This window comes from Thermus arciformis (genome assembly GCF_900102145.1).
In the GTDB taxonomy this organism is placed as follows: domain Bacteria; phylum Deinococcota; class Deinococci; order Deinococcales; family Thermaceae; genus Thermus; species Thermus arciformis.
On record NZ_FNBC01000014.1, the window covers coordinates 18,721 to 40,157 of the forward strand.

24 protein-coding genes and 3 pseudogenes are annotated in these 21,437 nt (G+C 70.2%); 8 read left to right on the plus strand and 19 right to left on the minus strand.

Annotated elements, in window-relative coordinates; genetic code table 11:
• Nucleotides 1-27 precede the first annotated feature (27 nt).
• From BLP62_RS06400 to BLP62_RS06450, 11 genes and pseudogenes are all read right to left on the minus strand, one after another.
• The gene (locus tag BLP62_RS06400; protein ID WP_093007012.1) at nt 28-960 is read right to left on the minus strand and encodes an ATPase, T2SS/T4P/T4SS family; all 933 of its coding nucleotides are present in this window, start codon (nt 958-960) and stop codon (nt 28-30) included.
• A 3-nt stretch (nt 961-963) separates the two neighbouring features.
• Nucleotides 964-1,278, minus strand: coding sequence for a hypothetical protein (locus BLP62_RS06405; RefSeq protein WP_038043781.1), 315 nt, complete (start codon nt 1,276-1,278; stop codon nt 964-966).
• Complete coding sequence (locus BLP62_RS06410) at nt 1,278-1,724, minus strand: lytic transglycosylase domain-containing protein (RefSeq protein WP_093007014.1); 447 nt, start codon at nt 1,722-1,724, stop codon at nt 1,278-1,280. The genes BLP62_RS06405 and BLP62_RS06410 overlap by 1 nt, the downstream gene beginning before the upstream one ends.
• Nucleotides 1,721-1,927, minus strand: a complete 207-nt coding sequence (locus BLP62_RS06415; protein WP_039457191.1) for a hypothetical protein — start codon at nt 1,925-1,927, stop codon at nt 1,721-1,723. The genes BLP62_RS06410 and BLP62_RS06415 overlap by 4 nt, the downstream gene beginning before the upstream one ends.
• Nucleotides 1,924-2,313, minus strand: a pseudogene (locus tag BLP62_RS14365) (hypothetical protein); the annotation flags it as partial. The gene BLP62_RS06415 and the pseudogene BLP62_RS14365, both read right to left, overlap by 4 nt.
• Entirely contained in the window at nt 2,201-4,627 is a 2,427-nt protein-coding gene (locus tag BLP62_RS14370) for a type IV secretory system conjugative DNA transfer family protein (protein ID WP_093007016.1), read from the minus strand. The gene BLP62_RS14370 and the pseudogene BLP62_RS14365, both read right to left, overlap by 113 nt.
• A 158-nt stretch (nt 4,628-4,785) precedes the next feature.
• Nucleotides 4,786-6,618, minus strand: a complete 1,833-nt coding sequence (locus BLP62_RS06430) for a hypothetical protein (protein WP_093007018.1) — start codon at nt 6,616-6,618, stop codon at nt 4,786-4,788.
• Complete coding sequence (locus BLP62_RS06435; RefSeq protein WP_093007020.1) at nt 6,615-8,165, minus strand: hypothetical protein; 1,551 nt, start codon at nt 8,163-8,165, stop codon at nt 6,615-6,617. The genes BLP62_RS06430 and BLP62_RS06435 overlap by 4 nt, the downstream gene beginning before the upstream one ends.
• Nucleotides 8,162-10,705 (minus strand): VirB4 family type IV secretion system protein, encoded by a 2,544-nt coding sequence (locus tag BLP62_RS06440; RefSeq protein WP_093007022.1) that lies wholly within the window; start codon nt 10,703-10,705, stop codon nt 8,162-8,164. The genes BLP62_RS06435 and BLP62_RS06440 overlap by 4 nt, the downstream gene beginning before the upstream one ends.
• Nucleotides 10,683-11,000 (minus strand): hypothetical protein, encoded by a 318-nt coding sequence (locus tag BLP62_RS06445; protein WP_014632329.1) that lies wholly within the window; start codon nt 10,998-11,000, stop codon nt 10,683-10,685. Before BLP62_RS06445 ends, BLP62_RS06440 begins: the two co-directional genes overlap by 23 nt.
• 3 nt (nt 11,001-11,003) lie before the next feature.
• A complete protein-coding gene (locus BLP62_RS06450) occupies nt 11,004-11,384 on the minus strand; it encodes a TrbC/VirB2 family protein (protein WP_093007024.1) in 381 nt (126 codons plus the stop codon).
• 141 nt (nt 11,385-11,525) lie between these two features.
• On the opposite strand from BLP62_RS06450, the gene BLP62_RS13725 reads away from it, so the two are divergent.
• Both BLP62_RS13725 and BLP62_RS06460 read left to right on the plus strand, forming a co-directional pair.
• A complete protein-coding gene (locus BLP62_RS13725) occupies nt 11,526-13,118 on the plus strand; it encodes a hypothetical protein (RefSeq protein WP_093007026.1) in 1,593 nt (530 codons plus the stop codon).
• Entirely contained in the window at nt 13,115-13,609 is a 495-nt protein-coding gene (locus BLP62_RS06460) for a hypothetical protein (protein ID WP_093007028.1), read from the plus strand. Before BLP62_RS13725 ends, BLP62_RS06460 begins: the two co-directional genes overlap by 4 nt.
• A gap of 178 nt (nt 13,610-13,787) precedes the next feature.
• Here BLP62_RS06460 and BLP62_RS06470 read toward each other — a convergent pair whose 3' ends face one another.
• The 8 genes from BLP62_RS06470 to BLP62_RS06505 all read right to left on the minus strand — a co-directional run bounded on the left by BLP62_RS06470 (nt 13,788) and on the right by BLP62_RS06505 (nt 18,646).
• Complete coding sequence (locus BLP62_RS06470) at nt 13,788-14,129, minus strand: hypothetical protein (protein ID WP_093007030.1); 342 nt, start codon at nt 14,127-14,129, stop codon at nt 13,788-13,790.
• Nucleotides 14,126-14,341 (minus strand): hypothetical protein, encoded by a 216-nt coding sequence (locus tag BLP62_RS06475; protein ID WP_236622553.1) that lies wholly within the window; start codon nt 14,339-14,341, stop codon nt 14,126-14,128. Before BLP62_RS06475 ends, BLP62_RS06470 begins: the two co-directional genes overlap by 4 nt.
• Nucleotides 14,334-14,786 carry a hypothetical protein gene (locus tag BLP62_RS06480; RefSeq protein WP_093007032.1) on the minus strand — a complete coding sequence of 151 codons (453 nt, stop codon included), beginning with the start codon at nt 14,784-14,786 and terminating at the stop codon, nt 14,334-14,336. The genes BLP62_RS06475 and BLP62_RS06480 overlap by 8 nt, the downstream gene beginning before the upstream one ends.
• Before the next feature lies 1 nt (nt 14,787).
• Nucleotides 14,788-15,627: a hypothetical protein gene (locus BLP62_RS06485; RefSeq protein WP_039457249.1), complete on the minus strand. Its 840-nt coding sequence runs from the start codon at nt 15,625-15,627 to the stop codon at nt 14,788-14,790.
• Nucleotides 15,628-15,672: 45 nt separating this feature from the next.
• A complete protein-coding gene (locus tag BLP62_RS14375; protein WP_093007034.1) occupies nt 15,673-16,647 on the minus strand; it encodes a hypothetical protein in 975 nt (324 codons plus the stop codon).
• Nucleotides 16,648-16,657: 10 nt separating this feature from the next.
• The gene (locus tag BLP62_RS06495) at nt 16,658-17,590 is read right to left on the minus strand and encodes a toprim domain-containing protein (protein WP_093007036.1); all 933 of its coding nucleotides are present in this window, start codon (nt 17,588-17,590) and stop codon (nt 16,658-16,660) included.
• Between the two features lie 35 nt (nt 17,591-17,625).
• The gene (locus BLP62_RS06500) at nt 17,626-17,919 is read right to left on the minus strand and encodes a hypothetical protein (RefSeq protein ID WP_172596982.1); all 294 of its coding nucleotides are present in this window, start codon (nt 17,917-17,919) and stop codon (nt 17,626-17,628) included.
• 82 nt (nt 17,920-18,001) lie between these two features.
• Nucleotides 18,002-18,646, minus strand: coding sequence for a LexA family protein (locus BLP62_RS06505; protein ID WP_014632320.1), 645 nt, complete (start codon nt 18,644-18,646; stop codon nt 18,002-18,004).
• Nucleotides 18,647-18,836: 190 nt separating this feature from the next.
• Between BLP62_RS06505 and BLP62_RS06510 the strand changes: the two genes are divergently transcribed.
• From BLP62_RS06510 to BLP62_RS13540, 6 genes and pseudogenes are all read left to right on the plus strand, one after another.
• Nucleotides 18,837-19,142: a DUF433 domain-containing protein gene (locus BLP62_RS06510; protein ID WP_014632319.1), complete on the plus strand. Its 306-nt coding sequence runs from the start codon at nt 18,837-18,839 to the stop codon at nt 19,140-19,142.
• The gene (locus BLP62_RS06515) at nt 19,139-19,486 is read left to right on the plus strand and encodes a DUF5615 family PIN-like protein (protein WP_014632318.1); all 348 of its coding nucleotides are present in this window, start codon (nt 19,139-19,141) and stop codon (nt 19,484-19,486) included. Before BLP62_RS06510 ends, BLP62_RS06515 begins: the two co-directional genes overlap by 4 nt.
• Nucleotides 19,487-19,529: 43 nt before the next feature.
• Complete coding sequence (locus tag BLP62_RS06520; protein ID WP_279231285.1) at nt 19,530-20,108, plus strand: DUF4143 domain-containing protein; 579 nt, start codon at nt 19,530-19,532, stop codon at nt 20,106-20,108.
• Between the two features lie 98 nt (nt 20,109-20,206).
• A pseudogene (locus tag BLP62_RS06525) lies at nt 20,207-20,620 on the plus strand (DUF4277 domain-containing protein); the annotation flags it as partial.
• 360 nt (nt 20,621-20,980) lie between these two features.
• A complete protein-coding gene (locus tag BLP62_RS13730) occupies nt 20,981-21,133 on the plus strand; it encodes a hypothetical protein (protein ID WP_014632315.1) in 153 nt (50 codons plus the stop codon).
• 63 nt (nt 21,134-21,196) lie between these two features.
• A pseudogene (locus BLP62_RS13540) lies at nt 21,197-21,286 on the plus strand (IS5/IS1182 family transposase); the annotation flags it as partial.
• Nucleotides 21,287-21,437: the final 151 nt, after the last annotated feature.

Below are 21,437 nucleotides of genomic sequence, written 5' to 3' on the forward strand. Positions count from 1 at the left end.
CCACTCTCTAACTTTTATGGCAACACATTACACGCTAAGCTCCACCCCCTCCGGCTCCCTCCCCTGGAGGAGGTCGTCCAGAGCCTGGGCCAGGTCGGGATAGACGAGGTAGCGCCCCTTCGCCACCACCTGGAGGGCCATCCCGAAGGAGGGCCGGGTCCTCCGCCTCCCTTCCCTCAGGTCCGGCTCCCCGAGAACGGGGTGCAGGGCGGGGTTTTCCAGCGCGTCCAGAAGCCTCTCCCCGTGGGCCGTGGCCACCACCCGCACCCCCCTCCGGGAGGCGGTGAGGCACTCCTGCACGTCCTCGTTGTAGCCGATCTCGTCCACCACCACTACCTCCGGGGAGTGGTTTGCGATGGCCTGGTAGATGATCCGCCCCTGGTTCCTGGAGGGAGGGTCCGGCACCTGCATCCTCCGGGCGGGCCGGATCCCCGGGTGGGCGGTGAGCCCGTCCCCCCCGATCTCGTTGGAGGTGTCCACCACCACCACACGGGGCCCCCACCGCTCCGCCAGGATGCGCACGATGTCCCTGAGGAGGGTGGTCTTCCCCGTGCGGGGCGGCCCCACCACGAGGAGGCTTCCCCCGCTTTCCAGGAGGTAGGGCCTGAGGGGCTCCGCCACCCCCTCCACGAACTTCCCCACCCGGATGGTGATCCCCGTCATCTCCCCCAGGGCCGACTGAATGCGGGAGACCCGGTGGAGGGTGCCCTCGATCCCGGCCCGGTTATTCTCCTTGAACCCCCCCACCCGGTGAAGGACGAAGCTCAGGTCCTCCTTGGTGATCTCCCGCTCCGAGAAGCGGGGGGCCCCGTCCACGGTGTAGGCCAGGGGGGCCCCGAGGTCCATGGCGATCTCCTCCAGCTTCGCCCCGTGGGGCTCCACCTCCTTGCGTACCCAGGGGGGAAGCTTCTCCATGAGCGCCGCGAACTCCCTGTCAAACCCCTCGCGAAGCCGCACCATGCGTTATTCCCAACGGTCCGAAAGCCCGGACAAAAAGCCCACCACCGCCCCCAGGGAGAGGCCCGTGGGGAGGCCGGAGAGGAAGGCCCACACCTCCTTGGAGGCCGCCCCAAGGTGGTGGGCGAGCCTCTCCAGGTCCGCCCGCCCGAGGAGGGCCGCCCCCAGGTAGAGGAGGGCCGTCCAGGGGAGGAGGACCCGGGCCACCCGGCCCAGGGCGTACCCCGAGAGGGCCCCCACCCCGAGCAAGACCCAGGCCTCCTTCTGGGAGAAGGCCCGGCCCAGGGCCTCGAGGGCGTGGAAGGCAGGCAAGGCCTCCATCACCCCCTCCGCCAGGCCCGGTAGACCGAAAGCACCCGCTCCACGTACCTCTGGGTGGAGGCGGGAATGGCCCCTCTCCTCACCGCTCCGAGCCCGGCGTTGTAGGCGGCGAGGGCCAGCCGCCAGTCCCGGGTGGCCTCCCAGAGCTCCCGGAGGTGCTTCGCCGTGGCCCAGAGCGCCCAGTCGGGGTGGGCCCGCCACTCCACGGGAGCCCCCGTGGTGCGCGCCCAGGTCCCCGGCATGAACTGGCCCAGGCCCACTTCTCCGGCCCGCCCTACTGCTCCCGGGCAGTAGCCGCTTTCCACCCACACCACGGCGGCCACCAGGTAGGGGTCCACCCCCCAGGCCCGGGCGTACTCCCACGTCTTCGCCCAGAGGTCCTGGGGGACGTGGCCGCACGCGAAGGCCGCCCCCAGGAGGAGGACCAGGTAGGCCGCTCGCCTCACCCCTTCTCCACCTCCCTCTCCAGGAGGGCCCGCACCGCCTTGAGTTCCCCGTAGACCCCGGCGAGGAGGGCGAGGCCCACCCCGTAGAGGAGGACCACGAGCCCCGCCCCCACCCCGGCCCCGTCCAGCCGGAAGAGGCCGAGAAGGAAGAGCCCGGCCCCCAAGACGGCCACCGCCTTACCCAGAAGCTCCGCCCACTTCACCTTCCACCTCCTTTCACGTACTCCCGGATGTAGAGCCGGTGCACCCAGTCCTCCACCGCGAAGGGCACCCCCCGGAGGAAGGCGAAGTAGAAGCGCTCCACCAGGGGAGCGGGCTCCGCCCCCTCCAGGGAGAGGCCCACGTAGCCCCGAAGGAGGCGGATGGCCTCCTTCCGGTCCACCACCACGAACTCCCCGTCCACCCGGGGGGCGAAGCGCACCACGGCCCCCGCCAGGGCCAGGGAGGGCCCGTAGCTCTTCGGGTGGGTGAGGCCGCTATCCGTGGTGAGCAGGTACACCTTCACCCCTCCCTTCACCATGGCCTCCCTTAGGGCCTCCGTCAGGGGCTTCAGGTCCAGGACCGCCACCTGCACCAGGACCTCCCCCGTGGCCCGCCTCACCGCCTCCGCCGCCTCCTCCAGGGTGTAGCTCCTTCCCAGGGCAACGGAGGCCGCCAAGGCCAAGACTGGGACGAACCAGGACCTCATCCTCCTTCACCTCCACCGCTTCGCCGCAAAGCTTCCCCAAAAGCACCTGCTCCCCCTCCTCCCGGGGGAAGGCCAGGACCTCGGGCACGGGCGCCTCCCGGCGCTCCTTCTTCCACCGCTCCACCGCCCGGCACCACCGGAGGAGGGCCCGGTACCCCTCCCGGTCTGCCCCCTGGATGGCCTTGAGGCCCTTCTGGGTGATGGAGAGGCGCACGGGCTCCCCCTCCACCTCGCACCAGCCCAGCTTCACCCAGGCGGGCTCGGGGGTGGGGAAGCCTTCGGGGAGGCGGAGGTCCAGGCGAAGGGTCTCCGAGCCCCGGTAGTACCGCTTGAACTCGGGCACCCGCCGGGTGAGGGCTTCCAGGTAGAGGAGGAGGCTTTCGGGCCTCGAGGGGTCCCGGCTCCAGGGGGCGGCCTCCCCTTCGGGCGAAGCGGAGGCGGGGAGGGAGACGGGCCCCCGCGTCCGGGGAAGGGGGAAGCCCGCCTCCTCCACCCGCGCCTCCCGCGCCTTCTTCCAGAGGCGGTGCAGGAGGTGTTCCTTCCGCCACATGCCGAAGAGGTTCATGCGGGCCGGAGGAGCGCCCTCCAGCAGGACCACCGCCTCCCCCTTGGGGGCGGTGCGCATCTCCTCCGGGGAGAGGAGGGGCCGGGCCACCTCCCGCTCCCCCACGGTTCGGCTCGTGGGGATGGGGAGAAGGCCCCTCCGGCTCACCCCCCGCACCTCCTGCATCACCGAGGTCTCCCCCAGGACCTCCGAGAGGCGGGCGGCGTCGTTGTCGGAGAGGCCGGAGAGGAAGTAGACCCGCTGGGCGAAGGTGCCCTCTATGGCCTCCCACTCCTCCCCGTAGACGGCCCGCCCCTGGTCCGTGTTCTGCACGGCGATGTGGTAGGCCACCCTCCGGGAGCGCATGGTGCCCAGGTTCTCCTTGATCCCGGGGAGGAAGCCGAAGTTGGGGAACTCGTCCCAGTAGACGCTCACGGGCACCTTGAGCCTGCCCCCGTTCCGGTTAGCGTGCTGGAGGGTCTTCAGGTCCACGATGCGCTTCAGGAGCTTGAGGAGCACGTACCCCGAGGCGTTGTCCCCGATGAGCTCCTGGGGCACGCCGATGTAGACCAGGCTGGGCTCGGAGAAAACCTTCGCCCAGGGGACCTCCATGGGCCCGGGCTCCGTGGCGGCGGCGAGGCCCGGGTCCAGCCAGATGGAGAGGCGGTTCCGGGCCCCGTTCAGGATCCCCGCCAGCTGGTCCTGCCGCATCTCCAGGAGGGTCTTGAGTTCCACCTGCAGGTAGGGCCGCACCTCCACGTAGGCCTTGAGCCCGGCCACCCCGTCCCCCAGGACCCGGTAGACGTGGGCCAGGGAGTACCGCCCCTCCACCCCCTCGGCGTGGATCAGGGCCTGGAGCAGGGTCCGCTCGAGGCCCGGGTAGAACTCCTTGGAGTCCGGGACCTTAGGGTTCCGGGGCACGAAGATCTCGGCGATGAGCTTGGCCTGGGTGATGTCCTCGGCCCCCTCCAGGAAGTTGATGCGGTAGGACCTTTCCCCCCACGGGGTGAAGGGGTAGACGGCCCGCCCGTGGTGGGCGTAGTAGGTCATGGCCTCCATGAGGCCTTCCCGGTCCGGGTACTTCAGGTCGTAGACGATGGCCGTCCACCCGTCCTTGGCGTCCAGGAGGAGGTTGGGCAGGTAGTACCCCGAGGTCTTCCCGTGCCCCGGCTTCCCCACCACCAGGGTGTGGGCCACCCGCTGGCCCTCGGAGACCCGGAGGGGCCTCTTCCCGAGCTGGCCGTACCAGCCCACGCCCTTGGGGTTGAGGTAGGGCTCGAGGTCCCTCTCCGTGGCCCACCGCCCCTGCCCCGGGAGTTTCCTGGGCCTCGCGGGGCTGTAGACGAAGGGGGCGAGGCCCCCCACGAACCCCAGGACCAGGACGAGCCGGAGGAGGTCGTAGTTGAGCCGGGCCGCCCAGAGCCGATTGAACTCGCCTCCGCACGGGGTGGCCACGTTGAGCATGCAGGCGGTGGCGAACTCCAGGCCCCTCGCCCCGGGCCTGCCCACGGCCTGGTCCCAGCCCGCCTCGGCCAGGGCGTTCGCCGCCTCGAGGGCCCCCCGCGCCCCCAGGTAGAAGACGAGGCCCAGGGTGGCGAGGAAGAGGAGGAACCCCAAAGCCCGAAGGGCCTTGAGGGGGCGTGGGGTCTCGAAGAGGGAAGCGGCCTCCACCTACCTCCTCCCCCGCGCCCGGGCGATCCACCTTCCTGGGGCCTTAGGGGCCAGGGGCCGGGCGCGAAGCGCCGCCAAGGCCTCCTCGCTCAGGCGGAACTCCACCCTGGGCAAGGGGTCCCTTTTGACCCACTTCGGTCCACGGTCAATCCAGCGCTTCACTCCTCATCACCTCCCTTCCTGTAAGCGCTCCTGTCAATCCACCTGCCCGGAGGCGGCCCCCCTGCGGGAAGGGTGGTGCCCGAGGGGGTCTCCGGGGGCCGCACCTCCCGGGCCCGGTCGGTCCACCTTCCCGGGGCCTCAGGGGCTCCCTTGTAGGAGGGGACCTCCCCGGGACCCGTGTAGCCCACGCTCTGCCCCACCCCGGGGGCGGGCCGCACCACGGCGGGCTCCACACCCTGACCGTACTCGGCCCGGTGCATGTACGGCACCCCCGTCCCGGGGGCCTGGACCTCCACCGTGCGCTGGTAGGCGGGAGGCACCTCCTGGCCCCCACCGCTTGCGGTTGAAGAGAAGCCTCCGCCGCCTGCGCCCGAGGGAAGGGCCCTCGAGGGCCCCCCAAGCCCCCGGCCCAGACTCCCCGCGGCCTGGCCCATCCCCTCCAGGGCGCTCGCGGCCCCGCCCATGGCCCTGCCCACGGCCTGGGTCGCCATCCCCGTGGCGTAGCTGACGGCCGCCGCCGTCACGGCCAGGGAAAGCCCACCGAAGAAGGTGGCCACCAGGCTGGAGAGATAGCCCGCGATGAGGAGGGCCGCCGCCATGCCTCCCACGGTCATCAGCAGGGTCTGGGCCCAGGCCTGGAACATGTCCACGAGCCCTTTGCCGATGCCCAGGGCGAAGGTGCCCATCTGGCGCATTCCCTGGGCGATGGCCTCCTTGGTCATGGTTCCGCACGCCACGGGGGAGAGGAGGGCCTTGCCGTCCGGGGGGACGTTCCGGTAGTTGAGCTTCCCGTCCGTGTCCACGAAGACCTCAAAGCCGCACACCCGGGGGTCCCACCCGTTCTGGACGGCCAGGTTCTGCAGGGTCTCGGCGAAGATGCGGCGGTTCTCCCGGAACTGCCCGGTGAGCTGTTCCACGGTGGTGTCCACGATCTCCTTGGCCTGGGAGACGATGTAGGCCGCCGGACGGGAGACCCCGAGCTCCATGCCCCCCCGCACCACGAAAGGCCCGACGGCCCCCATGATGAAGGCCCACACCACCACGGAAAGCCACCGCCCGAAAAGCTGGGGCCCGAGGCCGATGGGAAGGGCCAGGCTCCCCGCCACGATGGGCCAGAAGGCGGAGGCCAGCATGAACATGGTGCTGATGAGCACCGTGAGGACCATGGCGATGATGACGAAGGGAACGAGGAGGAGGGAGGCGGGGTTGAGAAGCTGGGCCGCCGCCCCGATGCCCGCGAGGATCTGCTGGGCCCAGTCGGGCATGTTCGTCCCGTCGTTCAGGCCCGTCCCCACGAGGTGGACGACGCCCGCCTCCACGATGGCCACGATGGTGAAGAGGGGGTTGATGACCGCCCCCAGGGCCTTGAGGTTGTTGGCGGCCTCCGTCATGGCGTCCGCGAGCTCCGTGCGGAAGGTGTTCGTGACGGCGTAGTACACGCCCTGCGTCCCGCCGAAGCTCTCGTCCAGGACCTCCCCGAACCAGAGGAACCCCCCCGCCAGGACCACCCGGGCCATGGCCCCCAGGACCTCCTCCAGGCTCCCGTAGTAGACCGCCCGGATCAGGCTCCAGATGAGGCCCACCACGATGAGGCTCCGCCCGATGGTGTAGGCCCCCGCCTGGAAGTCCCGGAGGCTCGCCTTGAAGAGGGCGATCCAGTCGTTGAGGTTGAGCATGGCGTTGAGGATGCCCGTGAGGAAGTCCCGAACCCCCTGGTCGATCTGTCCCCGGGGCGGCGGGGGCGGGTCCGCCAGGGCCAGGAGGAAGAGGAAGGGGAGGAGGGCGAGAAGCCTCGCGCCCCACCCCTTGGGAAGAAGGGCCCGCCTCACGGGCTACCCCCCGAGGGCGGCGGGGTGCCGCTTTGCGCTCTCCATTGCCGCGCGAGGATCTCCAGGGCCTCCCCCGCCGCCACGTACTTGGCCGAGGTCTTCTCCGCCTGGGAGGCCACCTGGCCCATGAGGGCCCGTAGCTGGTCCTCGGCGCTACGCTCCTGCTTCCTGATGAGCTCCACCAAGTTCTGGTTCACCTGGACCAGTTGCTCCACGGTCATGGCCTGCTGGGCGGCGAGGTTCTTCATCTCCTGCACGGCCCGGAAAGAGTCCTGGGCCTGCAGGCGGATGAGCTCGGCGAAGCCCTTCACCACCACCTCCGTCACCTCCCGGGTGGAGGGGGCGGTCTGGGCCTCGGAGATGAGCTCCTCCGTGATGCCGGGGTCCATCACGCCCCCCGAGCCGGAGCCGCTGGTGCCGCCCGAGCCGGAGGTGCCCCCGGAGCCCCCCGGGGTGTTCTGGGCCCCAAGGGCGCCTCCCGGGGAAGCGCTTTGCGCCCCCACCACGCTCGCCCCGGAAAGCCCCCCGGTGAGGGAGGCCCACCCCTTGGACACCGCCTCGGCGATGAAGTTCCAGGCGGCCCCCAGGGTGTCCCAGAGGTCCTGGAGGGTGCTCTCCAGGCTCAGGTTCTCCTGCTGGTTCTTCACGTTCTGGGCCACCCGGGACTGGTTCTCCAGGAGCTGGGCCGTGCGCTGGAGGTCGGCGAGGCTCTGGGTCGTGGCCTGGAAGCCCAGCTGGGGCACCACCCCGGAGATGAGCCGGGTCCACCACTCCGGGCCCCAGTAGAGGGGGTCGTCCCCGGGCTTCCAGGCGTCCAGTTCCCGCAACTGCTCCGCCCGCGCCCGGGCCAGGGCGTTCAGGATGGCGTTCTTCTGGCGGCGGATGTCGCTCATGAGGTCCGTCAGGGCCTGGTCCACCTGGTCCACCAGGGGGTTGAGCTGGTGGAGGCCAAGCCCCTTGCCCAGCCAGTCCAGGGCCAGCCCGGTGCCGTAGTAGATGGCCTGGTTCTTGAAGTCCTCCCACATGTCCCCGAGCTGGTTCCAGTAGTTGATGGCCTTCTTCACGGTCCGGTGGGCGGTGCACAGCCACCGCACCGAGGAGAGCTCGTAGAAGCCGATGAAGCGGCAGGCCTGGGCGATGAAGCCGTCCAGGTCCTCCATGAGGCCCTGGGCCTGGAGGTTCTGGCCCGAAAGCCCCGTCCCCTGGACCTGGAGGGCGAGGAGGGCGTAGGCCGTGCCCGTCTTCTCCCCGGTGTAGTCCACCTCCAGGCGAAGCGCCGTGGTGCCGCCAAAGCCCCCGGTGTCCCAGTACCGCTTCACCTGGAGGGAGGTGGTGCGGAAGACCTCCCGCCCCGAAGGAAGGGCCACACCCCTCACCTCGAGGACCCTCTCCCCCGGCTCGGGCTCCACCCGGGCCTCCACCACCAGGACCCGCCCCTCCGGGTAGGTCCCGGGCCTCGGGGAAAGCCACGCCACCCTCACCGCGAGGGCGGGGAGGAGGGCGAAGGCGAAGGTCAGCGAAGCGATCTTGGGGATCCAAGCCCTCATGCCCGCCCCTCCGCGAGGTCCACCACCGCCTTGAGGACATCCCCCCCGTACCTCTCCACCAAGGCCTTCCTCCGGGCCGCTTCCTCCTGGGCGCTGGTGAAGAGCCAGTAGTCGTAGGGCGTGGGCCACAGCTGGAGCACGTCCCCCTCCTTCCGGTCGTCTCGCACCGCCCACACCATCACCTCCCCGTAAAGCCCCTTGACGCCCCCCAAGGAATTCCACACGGCCATGGCCCGGTCGGAGAGGCCGAAGACTCTTCGCACGTGCTCCTCCTCCCCCTGCACCCGGAAGAGGAAGACCCAGGTGGTGTTCTGGAGAATCCTCCCCGCGCTCTCCCCGCTGTAGTCCTGGAGGCTTTGGGTGATGCTCCAAATCCCGCCACCCAGGTGCCGGAACCGGCGGTAGAGCTCCTCCACCAGGCTCGCGGCGTAGGGGTTCTTGAACACCTTCCAGGCCTCGTCCAGGACCACCAGGAGGTTCCGCTCCTCCCCCCGCTTCTTCCCCTCCTTCGCCCGCTTCCAGATGAGGTCGGCCATGAGCACCGTGCCCACCACGTCCAGGCCCTCGTAGGCGTCCAGGCCCTCGAGCTCGTAGCACACCACCCGGGCCGTGCTCACGGGGACGGAGGTGGGGCGGTCCACGAAACTGCCCATGGGGGAGTCCCCGGTCCAGGACTGGAGCCGGAGGGCGAGGCTTCGGGCCACCTCCTTCTCCGAGGGGGACACCCCCCGCCCCCCGATCTCGTCCAGGGTGAGGAGGGTCTTCACCAGGTCGGAGAGCCTGGCCCCGAGGTAGCGCTTCTCCTCGGTGCCGTCCTCCCTCAGGTCCACGGTGGTGGCCCGCTTGTAGGTCTGGTCTATGGCCGCCTCCAGGATGGCGTTCTCCACCGCCTCCTGGGTGGGGTCGCCCCCGGGGGGGACCATGGCCCGGAGGAGCTTCAGGAGGTCCCCCTTCTTCTCCGGGGTGGGCTCCACCTCCCCCTCCTCGAGGTCAAAGGGGTTGATGCTGGTGCCCGCCCCGGGGCGGATCTCCACCATGGCCCCGCCGAAGGCCTCCACCAGGGCCTGGTAGTTCTTGCCCCGGTCCAGGATGACCACGCTCGCCTTCTCGTCCCGCAAGAGCTCCGAGAGGAGGTACTGCACCGCGAAGGTCTTCCCCGAGCCCGAGCCCCCCACCACGATGCCGTTGTAGTTCCGCATCCGCTTGTCGAAGGGGTCCACGGAGACCAGGGCCCCCTGGCGGGTCCGGAAGAGGGCCACGGGCCTCGGGCTTCCCGTCCAGGCCCCTGTGGTGGGGAAGAAGTGGGCGGCGTTGGTCTCCAGGAGGTAGACCTTCTCCTCCGCCACGCCCCCGGAAAAGGGGGCCTGGGCCAGCCACGGGGCGAGGAGGCCGTTCCTGAGGACCCGGAAGGGGTTCCCCGGAACCTGGCTCAGGGTGCTCACCGCCTGGCTCACCCGCTCCTCCAGGGTCTCCCGGTCCCGCTCCAGGAGGACCAGGCTCGCCCCCACCTGGAAGATGTGGTCCCCCGTCTGGGAGACGTGGGTGATGGCCCCCTCCGTCTCCACCTGCCCCACCCGCACGTTGGGGTCCACGTAGGTCCCCGACTGGGAGGCGGAGTAGTACCGCCTCGCCCGGGCCTTGAGGGCCCGGATGGCGAGCTCGAAGGGCTCGTGGAGGAAGTCCATGACCAGGTAGAAGCGGTCCCCCCCGGCCTGGGCCAGCACGTCCCCCATCTCCGCGTAGGTCTCGTCCGGCACCGTGTAGAGGGAGAGGACCCCCGCCCACATCCCCCCCACGTAGAGGGCGTCCCGGTAGGAGTTGTCCACCTCACTCCGGGCGATCTGGGCCCGGAGGGTGGGGGGCCTGAGAGAAGGGATGCGGCGGATGGCCTCCCGGGGGTAGCGTTGCCAGGTCTGTTGGTACTGGGGCACCTCCGCAAGGGCCAGGGCGGGGTTGAAGTAGCGGTAGAGGACGGCGAAGAGCTCCTGGTCGCCCATGGGGAAGGCGAGGACGCGGTAGGCGGAAGCCGCGCGGATGATCCGGGTCCGCACCCGCTCCGCCTCCGCCACCACCTCCTTCCACTCCTCCGGGGTGAAGGGCACCCGGCGCCGCTTGTGCCGGGGCCTGCCCAGGAGGACGCTGAGGTAGACCCGCTTCTCCAGGACCTGCCCCTTCTGCCACCGCTCCCGCCAGGCCTCGTAGCGCCTTTCCTGCAGGAAGCGGGCCGTGGGGTGGGAGGGCTCGAGGCTCCGGTACCGCTCCACCCGGGCGAAGGGGGCCGGGGAGACCTCCACCACGAGCCGGGCCCGGCTTCCCTCGGGCACGCCGCTCCGAAGGATGGTCTTGATGACCCCCACCAGGCCCTCCATGTAGGCGGTGCTGGCGAAGAGGGTGGGCTGGAGCTCGAGCCTGACCCCCACCTCCACCCGCCCGTCGTTCAGAACCACGAGGCCGTCCTGGATCTCCCAGTACGGCAAGAGCGCGGTGAGGGAGTCCTCCCGCGCCCGGGAGAAGAGGCTACCTCTGGAAGCGCTCGTCATAGATCAGGGGAGTCGTGTCCTCGTCCCGCTCGGGGCGGTAGCGCTCCTTCTGGGTGAGCCAGGCGATTTCCTGCCAGAGGCTCGCCCCGGGGAAGCGCATCCGCAAGCGGTCGGAAAACTTCACCGCCAGAAAGCCCGCCACGCCCGCCAGCACCAGGCCCAGGGCCGGGTGCGGCAGGCTCCCGCCCACCTGGAGCCCCAGGGTCATGGCCACGGCCCCGAGGAAGAGTTGCCAGAGCTCGAGGCCGAGGAGCGTCAGGGGCTGGTAGAGCCGCCACACCCGGAGCCTGAGCATGGTTCAGAAGAGGCTCGTGCAGGCCGAGGCGTTGGCCGAAGCGGTGGCGTTCCCGAAGAACATCTTGGCGAAGTAGGGTGCGGCGGCGATGATGATGCCCCCGATGCCCGCCCCGATCATGAGGGGCATGGCGTTGCGCCCACCGATGGCGAGGGATATGCCACCCACGGCGAACATGAGGATGATGATGCCAAGGCCCACGGGGCCTTTCAGGTAGCTCACGATGGTGCAGATGACGTTCGCCACGTTGCCGAAGGCCTGGTCGGCGGGGTTGCTGGTGGTCTGCGCCTCCGCCACCCCGAAGAGGGTGAGGCCCACCGCCAACGCCAAGGCGAAGAACCGGAAGTGCTCCGTCTTAAGACCCTTAGCCAGCTTCTTCAGCACGCTTCACCTCCTAAGGAAGAACCACGAGCCTGAAGTCTGAAACCCGTCCGCCATGAACTCTTCCGCCCGCTCTCACCCCCTTTCAACCTCATACGACTGCCATTATAGCAAAACCCTGCCCTTTTGTGGCAACATGAGGGCGTGAGGCTGAACCCAGAGGTGCGCAAGGAAGCGGAGGAAAAGCTCGGCAAGAAGCTCCCCGGGCCAGACGAGCCCGGCTTCTACGCCCTACTGGAGGAGCTCAGGGAGAAGGACCCGGAGCTCGCCGCCCTCCTGGAGGAGGGGATCGAGTTCGAGCAGGTCAGGCCCCCGGAGGAGGAGGTCCGCCAGGAGGTGAAGAAGCGGGCCTTCCTCCGGGACCTCTACAACCGCCTCTTTAACCGGTATGACGAGCTCACCGGGGAGTGGGTGCCCTCCCGTCCCAAGCAGATCCTAATCGGGGTGGGGGGCCTGATGGGCCTCGTCGTCTTCATGTGGGCCCTGAACAACCTGGGAGGCCCCAAGCGCCCGGCCCAGGCTCACCCCTCCCCCCAGGTCCAGCAGGCGGCCACCGCTCCCCAGGCGGCCTCCGGAACGCCCCCTCAGGCCCAGGCCCAGGAGGCTCCCGCACCCCCGGCTGGCGCTTCCGGGGCCACGGGGGAGGCCGCGCCCCAGTCCCAGTCCACGGCCACCCCGGTCGCTTCTCCGTCAGGAGAACGCCTCGAGGCCGTCCCCCCTCCGCCCACGCCCTCGGCCACCGGGGAGGTGCCTCCCCCGCCCCAGACCCTGGGAGGCGCGGGAGCCTACTCCGCCCAGGCCGCGCCCATGCCCACGGAGGGGCCCTCCCTCACCCTCTACCTCCGTCCCACCGGGGAGGCCCAGGCCGCCTCGCCCTCCATGGCCCTCTACATGGGCCAGGCCCAGGAGGCCCCCGAAAAGCCCTCCCTCTCCGTGCCCCTGAAGGCCCAGGCCCAGGAGGCCCCCGCCGGTCCGGGCCTCGCCGTCTACCAGGGCCAGGCGGGTAGCGCCTCGGGCCAGGTGGCCCCCGTCTCCTCCTTCGTGGCCTACAGGAAGACCGAGGCGCCCCAGGCGGTCCCCTCCTCTCCCGCCCCGCCCCAGGCCCCTGGGGGGCCTGGCCTCTTCGAGGCCAACCTGCCCGAGGTCTTCGGGGGGAGGCAGGCCCCCTCCACGCCTCCTTCCACGGCCTCTTCCACGCCTCCCGCCACGGCCTCCTCCCCCTACCTCCCCGGGGCGCGCCTCGAGGGGAGGCTCGCGGTGAGGCTCGTGGTGCCCGAGGGGCAGGAGGTCCCCGTGGCCCTGGAGACGGAGGACGGGGCCACCTTCCTGGGCAAGGCCAAGCTCTCCCCCACCCGCCGGGTGGAGGTGAACCTGGACCAGGCGGTCCTGGCGGGGAAGGTCTTCCCCGTGCGGGCCGTGGTCCTGGGTTCTGACCTCGCCCAGGGCCTCCCCGCCCAGGTCCGGGAGGAAGCCCCCTCCCTGGTGGCCGACCTGGTGCGGGGCTCCCTGCGGGGCCTCTCCGACTACGTGCGGGCCCGGAGCCAGCAGACCACCGTCACCACCACGCCCTCGGGCACGGTGATCCAGCAGGGGCAGACCCCGCCCCTGGAGCTCTTCTTGGGGGCGGCGGCGGCAGACCTTTTCTCCGTCCCGGAGGGCACGAGGGCCGTGGTCCGGGTGGCGGAGGTGGCTCAGGGGACGCCCCTCACGGTCCTGGTGCTGGGGGCCGGGCAATGAGCGTGAACCCCCTCGCCGTGGACCTCGCCTGGTCCGAGGGGCAGGTCCGGCGCTGGGGCCTCGTCCCCCCCGAAGAGGCGGTGCGGGTGGAGGGCTACCTGGGCCTCACCTACTACCGGAAGGAGGAGCCCGTGGCCTTCTGGGCCCACCCGAGCGTGGCCCGCTACCCCCTCACCGCCCTCCGCCACCTGGCGGGCCTGGCGGAGATGCGCCTCCTCCTCGAGGCGCCCCCTGATCCTCGGGTGTGGCGGGTGAGCCCCAGGCCCCGCCACCCCGTGGAGGAGCCCGATGGGGTCTGGCTCACCTCCGAAGGCCCCGTGGCCCTGGAGTACGACGCCGGGGCCTATGCCCGGGCCCGGGTCCGGGCCAAGGGGGAGGCCTTCGCCCTGAGGTTCGTGGGGCAGGTCTGGGGCGCCCCCGTCCCGGAGCGGGTGGCCTACCTGAGGCGGTTCCTCCCGGGGGCGAGGGTCCTCCTGGCCCCGTGGGCCTAGCGCACCACCGCCACCTCCCGCGCACCTTCCCAGCGGCCAGGCAGGCCCGGTCGCCCAGGGAAAGGCCCAGGGGCCGGGTCAGGGGGTCCAGGGCCCCCGCCTCCAGGGCCTCCTCCAGGGTGAAGGGCAGGACCTCGAGGCCCATGGCCACAAGCCGCCCCACCATTGCGCCCTTTTCTCATGAGCCCCCACACGAGAGGCCCTTCACGGGCTTCTCGTCGGGGGAAGGGGTGTACCGGGGAGGGGAGCCGATGAAGGTGCAGGCCCCGTACCCCCCGGTGAGCATGCGGATAAGAGGGTAGAAGGCCGCCGTCCTCCCGCCCTGCCCGTTCGGCACCGGAGCGAGGAGCCCGGCCAGCAGGAGGAGGGCCGCCAGGCTCCACTTGGCCCGCCGGAGGTCCCCCATCACCACTCGGTAGCCCAGGAAGATCACCGCCAAGAGGACGAGCGCCCCCACCAGGACCACAGGGGGGGTGAGGGCGCACACCAGCCGGCTCACGACACAAAGGACCTCGTTCATACTCCAAACAGGCTCAGGAGGGCCCTGGCGTTCCAGGCGAGGATCCCCCCGAGGAGGGCGGCGATGAGATAGCCTACCCCCCGGTCCCGCTCCCCGATGGCGATGAGGAGGCCGCCCAGGGCGAGGCCCAGGGTGGTGATGGCGAAGACCAGCGCCTTAGGGGGCTCCACGCTCAGCACCAGGCCGTTCATGGCGCTCGCCACCTCAGACATACACCACCTCTGCGCCACCTCGCTTAGGCGCCTCGTGCGTCAGAACGATCACCCGCCCGGCGGAGGCCTCCAGCTCGTCCCTGGGAGCGGGCCTCTTGGTGGGGTCCCCCCTCTTCCCCACCAGGAGCACCCGCTCCCCCTCCCGCTCCAGGACGGCCCTGCTCCCCTCCCGCCTGAGCATGCGCCAGCCCTCCCTCTCCATGGCCTCCGCGTGCCGCCGCACCAGGAGGGCCATCTCCAGGGCCCCCGCCCTGGGGGTGTAGTACCGGGTGAGCCCGAGGCGCTTCCGGCCCTTGGCCGCCGGGACCAGGACGGGGCCGAGCCGGGTCATCACCGGCTTCAGCACCCGTTGCCTCAGGGCCTCCCCCACCAGGGCCTCCCCGTAGCGCTCCAGGGCCTCCTGTAGGGTGTAGGGGCCTTCCCGCCAAGGCGCGAGGAGGTCCATTCTACCTCCCTTCCGTCTGGACCTCGATGGTCTTGCCCAAAAGCCGCCTCTCCAGGAGGAAGCTCCTCCCGGGCCCGAGCTCCACCCCCCGCCACCTGAGGAGGAGTTCCCCGGGCCTCGCCCCGTGGACCACGATGACCCCGCTCTGCCCCTCTCCGGGGTTCAGGACCGCCTTTAGGGGGTCCCGGCGCACCTCAAACCGGAGGGGCTTCCCCTCCTGCAGGATCTGGAGATCGTTGAGGGCGAAGCTCACGGGGCGGCTTCCCCGGTTCTCCAGGGTGAAGAAGACGCTCACCCTCCCCTCCTCCCCGGAAGGGGCCTCCACGGTGGTGGTGAAGTGCACCGCCGGGGCCTGAACCTGAGGGCTGGGGGTGGGAGAAGGAGCGGGGGAGGAGCTTTGGGCAGGCCCCGCCGTGGGAGTGGAAGGAGTCTGGGAGAGAGGGGCGTAGGTCCCCCCCTGGGTCCGCTTGAGGAGCACCTGGTACCGCCTCGGGTACTCCCCCGGCCCGATGCGCACCGTGAAGAGGAGGGTCCTCCCCCCCACCTCCACCACCAGGTCGGTCATCCCGCTCTTCACGGGCACCGCCCCCGTCTGGGTGCCCATCATCCCCGTGGAGAGGAGGAGCCTGCTCCCGCCCCCCTCGAGGCGAAGGAGCTCCCGCTTGGCGGAGAAGGCGGCGTCCACCGTGTCCCAGAAGTCGATGACCGTGGTGAAGCCTGGGCTTACCTCCAGAAGCCCCGGGGTCTTTACCAGGTCCTCCGCGTAATAGGTCTTGAGCACCACCTGGGCCTGGGCCGGAAGGGCCATGGTTAGAGCCAGCAACACGGCACGCAACCGCATGCCCTCATGTTGCCATATATTGGGTAGCTAGGCAAGCCTTTGTTGCTAGTCCTCCCCCAGGTGTCCCCCCAGGAGGGCCAGGAGGCCCAAGGCAGCGAGGGCGAGCCCCAGGGGCACGGCGTAAAGGAAGGCCAGGGGGGTGAGGAGGGCGGCGGGCCCCAGGGCATCCCCCACGGCCTGGGCGTAGAGGCGGGCGGGGCGGCCCAGGGGGAGGGACCAGAGGCTCGCCGCCACCCCGTAGAGGGCGGGGAGGAGGGCCCAGGCCAGGCCCCCCGCCAGGGAGAGGAGAACCCCGTGGACTGCTCCCCCCAGGAGGGCCACCAGGGCCAGGCCGAAGAGGAGCCCCTTGAAGGCGTCCACGTACTCCCGGGCAGTCCCCCCGCGCTTAAGCAGGCGGTCCTGCACCAGGAGGAGGTTCAGGGCGGGAAAGAGGGCCAGGGCTCCGGGGATGGCCCCCGCAAAGGCGGGGTAGAGGACGAGGGGAAGGGAGGCGGCGAGGAGGAGAAGGGGCACCAGGGGAGACCGCCTCTCCCTGGGGGAAGAGGGGAAGGCCCCGCGTTCTCCTGGCGGAGAAGGGGTCCGCTCCTGGATGAAGAGCCTTCCCATTTCCCGCCGGGAGGCCTCAGGGGGCGCCTCCTGAGGCAGTGGGGGCAGTCCGGTCTGGGTCTCCTCCCGAGGAGGCACCTCCCGTGGGGTTTCCGGGCGGCCCGGCTGGAGGAGGCGCGCCTCCGGCCTCTCCCCTTCCCCCTTGAGGAAGGCGGCGATCCGGCCCACGTCCGCCGGGGAGAGGACCCGGGGAAGCGCCTGGAGGTGCTCCTCCAGGGAGGCCACGTGGAGGACCCCCTCGTGGTAGCCCCGCCGGTAGCTCCCCACCACCAGGGGCACCACGGGGAGGGCGAGGAGGGCGTAGGCCTCCCGGCCTAGGGCCTCGGCCTGGCGCGCCTCCTTCGCCAGGGCGAAGACCCCCGCCTCCGAGACCAGGAGGTGGCCCCCGCCGAAGGGGACCAGGTGGGCTTCCATAGACCGCATCTTACACACCTTCCCTTTCCAGGAAGGCCTCGGCCACCCGGGCGAGGACCTCCTTCCTGAGGGCTTCCCGGCCCAGGGCCTCGGCCACCTCGCACGCGTCGCCGCCCTCGAGGGGGGCGAGCAGGTAGCCCCCAAGCTCCTGCTGCCACATCTCCGCCGCCTTCCTCCCCGCCTCGTCCCCGTCCAGGAGGAGAAAGGTGGGCCTGCCGTCCGGCTCCGGGAGGGTGCCGTTCACCCCGGCCACCCCCACCACGTCCAGGAGGTCCCCCACGGCGAGGTAGAGGGCCACGGCGTTGAGCTCCCCCTCCACCACCAGGACCCCCGCCCGCTTCCCGTAGCCCGGGCCGTACCAGGGCGGCGTGCCGCACCCCCGGGTGAGGTAGCGATAGCGCTGGCCGTCCCTGGGCCTCAGGTGGCGCACCTTCACCGCCACCAGCCTTCCCTCGGGGTCGTGGATGGGGAGGTAGAGGTCCCCCTCGGGGGAAAGCCCCATCCCGAGGAGGACCGCTTCCCTCAGGGTGAGCCCCCGCCCCTTCAGGACCTCGGGGAGCTCCCTGGCTTCCCTGAGGCGGGCCTGGGCCTCGGAAAGGGCGGCCCCCAGGTCCACCGGGGGCTTGGGCTTCTCCTTCCCGCGCCGGAGCCGCTTCGGGAGCTCAGGGAGGGGCCTTTCTCCGAGGAGGATCTCCACCGCCTCCGCCTTGGAGAAGCCCGCGGCGAGGAGCAGGTGGTAGGCGTTGCCGCTCTCCCCGGTGGCGTGGTCCCGGAAGAACCACACTCCCCCGGCCTTGAAGAGGGAGAGGGAGGGCTTCCTGTCCCCCCGCCAGACCGCCCGGTAGAGCCCGGGCCTGCCGGGCCTGGCCCCGGACTCTGGGAAGAGCCGGGCCACGAGCTCCGGCAGGTCCACCGTGTCGATCGCCTGGGTGAGTGGGTCCACGCCCCTTCCCGTGGGGCCGCTAGGCCCCCGGGCCCTTAGAGCACCTCCTCGGGTTCCAAGAAGGCCTCCAGCACCACCCCCGCCCCGTCCAGGTCCAGTCTCGCCCAAACCAGGGGGATCTCCTCCTGGAGGAAGAAGACCTCCGCCGCCACCTCCCCCTTGGGCCGCCTGAAGGTCCGAGCATAGCCCAGGGTCTCCAGCTGCAGCCGCTCCTCGGGGAGCAGGCTGGCCATAGACACCACGCTGGCCTCGCCATGGGCCAGCCTGCGGAAGGAGCCCTCGGGAAGGCGCAAAAGCCCCTCGAGGGCGCTTTCGCGTAGAACCACCACCAACCGCTCCCGCGAGGGGAGCAACCGCAACAGCCGGAACCCTGACCTCCCTTCCTCTTCAACCCGAACGCGGAAAAGGGCTTCAGTGCTCATAGCTCCACCTCAAAAGAAGCCGCATCGCCTCGAGGGCCTCCCTTCCCCTCAGGAGGAAGCGAAACACTCCCTGGACCTCCACCTCCGAGGCGGGCAAGCGTAGGGTGGGATAGGCGGGGTTGTGGGGTTTGAGGACCACCATGTCCCCTTCGGGGTAGATGTACTTGAGCGTGGTCTTCCCCTCGTGAAGCACGGCGGCAATCTCCCCTCGCCTCGGCCTTACTCCCCGCTCCACCACCACCACGTCCCCATCCAGGAGGTACTCCGCCATGCTGTCCCCTTCCACCACGAGGGCGAAAAGGTTAGGGCGTGCGGGCAGGGGGATGAGGCCCTCCACCTCCTCCAGAGCCTCCTCCAGGGGCCCCGCAGGAACCCTTCCCACCACCGGAATGGCGAGGCCCGCAAGCAGCCTCCCCTCCGGCGTAAGCTCCACGTGGGTGGGGCGGCCGTGCCCTTGGGGATAGAGGACCACCAGGCCCTTCCGGGCCAGGGCCTCCAGGTGCTGGCGCACGGTCTGCGGCCGCAAGCCCAAGGCCCGGGTCAGGTCATGGGCCGTGGGGGAAAGGCCCTGGCGCAGGAGCCGCGCCGCTTCTAAAAAGACCCGCTTTTGCCCTTCCGGCAAGGGGGGTGCCATAGCTCCTCCTCTACCTGTTTTATAACAGTACCCCCCTCAAGGTGCAAGCCCTCCACCCAAGGTTCTTCGGTCAGCGGGCAAAACGGCGTAGGGCACTCCAATCTCCGCGAGAAGGAGCACAGGAAGGCATGCGCTGACCGACTACAAAGTCTAGGCGCGCGGGGCGGCTCCTGAGTATACTGAGGGGCGCATGGTCCTGACCGAGCGGATCCCCCTAGTGGCGGACGAGGCCGGAGGCCTCCGGGTAGAGGGCACCCGGGTCTACCTGGAAGACCTCCTGGACGCCTACGAGGGGGGGCTCTCCCCCGAGGAGATGGTCCTGGCCTACCCCAGCCTAAGCCTTGCGGACGTGTACGCCGTCCTGGCTTGGGCTCTGCGCCACCCGGAGGAGGTGGCCGCCTACCGGGAGAGGGCGAAGAGGGCGGCTCTGGAGGCGGAGGAGCGGGCCCGGGTCCACTTCCCCAAGGCCCTTCTCGCCCGGCTGGGTAGGGCGTGAAGCTCCTTTTGGACGAGAACGTGGAAAGGGCCCTCTTCCTGGGCCTGAAGCGGCGCCACCCCGGGCTAGACGTGGTTCGGGTAGTGGACGTGGGCCTTGGGGGGAGATCAGACGCTGAGGTCCTGGAGTGGGCCGCCCGGGAAGGACGGGTGCTGGTGTCCAGGGACCACGCCACCCTGAGCGCCGAGGCCGCGCGGCGCATAGAGGAGGGCAGGCCCATGTCTGGGCTCATCCTCTTGCGCCGGGGGGTCGGCGTGGGCCGGATCTTGGAGGATCTGGAGCTCCTTCTGACTGCCGCGCGACCTGGGGAGCTGGAGAACGCCATCCTGTATCTGCCCTTCTAGAGTTGGCCTTCGCGTTTCCTTCAAGGAGGTCCACCAGCTCCTTTTGGGCCCCTCGGTCACAAGCCAGGAGCTTAAAGGTCTCCGGCTTCTGGTGGACCTCTACCTGCTGAGGCGCCTGCCTCCCCTTGAGGCCAACGTGGGGAAGCGCCTGGTGAAAAGCTCCAAGCTCTACCTGCGGGACAGCGGTCTGGTCCACGCCCTCCTGGGGCTCCGCACTTTGGAGGACCTCCTTGCCCACCCCGTGGTGGGGAGGAGCTATGAGGGCTTCGTGGTGGAGAACCTCCTCCAGGTGCTTCCCGAGGGGGGCGAGGCCTACTTCTACCGCACCCGGGCCGGGGCGGAGGTGGACCTGGTCCTCCTCCTGCCCGGGGGGAGGCTCTGGGCCGTGGAGGTCAAGCGGAGCCTTGATCCCCGGCCTTCCCGGGGGTTCCACGAGGCGCTGAAGGACCTCAAGCCCCAGGAGGCCTTCGTGATTTACCCGGGAGGGGAGACCTTCCCCGTTGGGGGAGGGAGTCTTCGCCGCTCCCCTTGGGGCGATGATGGAGCGGCTCTGGAGGAGGTAAGCGCCCGCCCTCGGGTTTCGCGGCCCGGGTCTATCCGGCCACACTGCCCTTGCTGGTGAGCGGTTGGCCAGGGCCGCGTGGCTCCCGGTGGGGGACCTTTACGACGGCCTTCAACCCACATTCCGCATCCCTCCTCCCCTGGCCTTAGGATTTTGGGATGGAAGCCACACCCGATCTGCGGGTGTACGACCTCGGCCACCTGGGCCTGGTGGCCAGCACCGTGGACCGTATCGGGCTGGTCCCCCTGGTGGACGAACGGGTGGGCCCCCGCCCGGGGGAAAAGGTGAGCACGGGGGTGGCCCTGGTCAGCCCCGAAGGGGCTACCTTGTAAGCGGCCATTATGAACGCCCTAGGCTTTGTCTCTTCTCCCCTCTACCTCTTCGGCCACTACTGGGAGGGTAAGCCCACGGAGTGGCTTCTGGGAAAGGGCGTCACCCCAGGCCTCCTCAACGACGACCGCATGGGCCGCATGCTGGACACCCTCATTACCTGCTGGAGTAAAGGGGGTGCGGAATGTGGGGTGTACAAGGGGACGGGGGAAGTACGGCGCGCGGCGAGCTACGCCCTCCCCAGCCTGGGGACCGAGGAAGCAGACGCGAGGCGGCTTGGGGAGCTTCTCCTTTCCCGGTGGAAGATGGAGAACCGGTCCTTTTGGGTACGGGACGTCCTCCTCTATGAGGACGCCTGCCAGGTGCGGAACGTGGGGGCGCAGGTCTTGGCCGCCCTCCGGGCCTTTCTGGTGTCCCTGCTGCACCGCAGGGGGATGCGGGAGAAGATCACGCGCCAGCGTACCTTGAAAGCGGCCCTGGAGACCTTCTCCTTCCATCCCCTCTCCGCCCTCAGGTTCCTGGGGCTCTATGCGGCATAACGGTCAAGTCTGCCCGGGCTTGCCTTGCAAAGGTCGGGATGACGGGCGTATACTCGCGCCCCGATGGGCAAGCGCGGCTTCGTTTGCCGGGAGGCAAGCCCCAAGGAGGTCCTGGAGCACTGCCTGCGCCTGGCCCAGGAGGTGGCCCCGCCCACCCCCAAGGGCAAGCGGGGCCGCTCCTGGCGCTACGACCACGCCCGCAAAGTGTTCTCCTGACGGGGAAAGAGTTATCTGGCCCCACTCCTCAAGCGGAGGTGCGGCCGGTTATCCGGCTTCGGGGCGCGAGCGCTTTTGGAGCTCATCGCTTACGGCCTTAGGGTTCTTCTCTCCCTCCTCCCGCCCCCTCCGGGGTACAAGGCGATTTGCTAGGCAAGCCCGCACCTCGTTGACAAGGCTTTCCCTCTCGGCCACCCTGTTAACTAGGGACTGGGCCCGGGGTTTCCCCGGGCTTAGTACGTTAGGGAAAGATCCAAAGCTGCTCCCACGAAGCTGGATCCCTCAAAAGGGCGAACACTTCGGA

Bases quoted from the DNA above. Each gene is read 5' to 3' on its own strand.
- BLP62_RS06400 (WP_093007012.1), bottom strand. From the start codon at position 960: ATGGTGCGGCTTCGCGAGGGGTTTGACAGGGAGTTCGCGGCGCTCATG.
- BLP62_RS06405 (WP_038043781.1), bottom strand. From the start codon at position 1,278: ATGGAGGCCTTGCCTGCCTTCCACGCCCTCGAGGCCCTGGGCCGGGCC.
- BLP62_RS06435 (WP_093007020.1), bottom strand. From the start codon at position 8,165: ATGAGGGCTTGGATCCCCAAGATCGCTTCGCTGACCTTCGCCTTCGCC.
- BLP62_RS06440 (WP_093007022.1), bottom strand. From the start codon at position 10,705: ATGACGAGCGCTTCCAGAGGTAGCCTCTTCTCCCGGGCGCGGGAGGAC.
- BLP62_RS06445 (WP_014632329.1), bottom strand. From the start codon at position 11,000: ATGCTCAGGCTCCGGGTGTGGCGGCTCTACCAGCCCCTGACGCTCCTC.
- BLP62_RS06460 (WP_093007028.1), top strand. From the start codon at position 13,115: ATGAGCGTGAACCCCCTCGCCGTGGACCTCGCCTGGTCCGAGGGGCAG.
- BLP62_RS06470 (WP_093007030.1), bottom strand. From the start codon at position 14,129: ATGAACGAGGTCCTTTGTGTCGTGAGCCGGCTGGTGTGCGCCCTCACC.
- BLP62_RS06475 (WP_236622553.1), bottom strand. From the start codon at position 14,341: ATGTCTGAGGTGGCGAGCGCCATGAACGGCCTGGTGCTGAGCGTGGAG.
- BLP62_RS06480 (WP_093007032.1), bottom strand. From the start codon at position 14,786: ATGGACCTCCTCGCGCCTTGGCGGGAAGGCCCCTACACCCTACAGGAG.
- BLP62_RS06485 (WP_039457249.1), bottom strand. From the start codon at position 15,627: ATGCGGTTGCGTGCCGTGTTGCTGGCTCTAACCATGGCCCTTCCGGCC.
- BLP62_RS14375 (WP_093007034.1), bottom strand. From the start codon at position 16,647: ATGGAAGCCCACCTGGTCCCCTTCGGCGGGGGCCACCTCCTGGTCTCG.
- BLP62_RS06505 (WP_014632320.1), bottom strand. From the start codon at position 18,646: ATGGCACCCCCCTTGCCGGAAGGGCAAAAGCGGGTCTTTTTAGAAGCG.
- BLP62_RS06510 (WP_014632319.1), top strand. From the start codon at position 18,837: ATGGTCCTGACCGAGCGGATCCCCCTAGTGGCGGACGAGGCCGGAGGC.
- BLP62_RS13730 (WP_014632315.1), top strand. From the start codon at position 20,981: ATGGGCAAGCGCGGCTTCGTTTGCCGGGAGGCAAGCCCCAAGGAGGTC.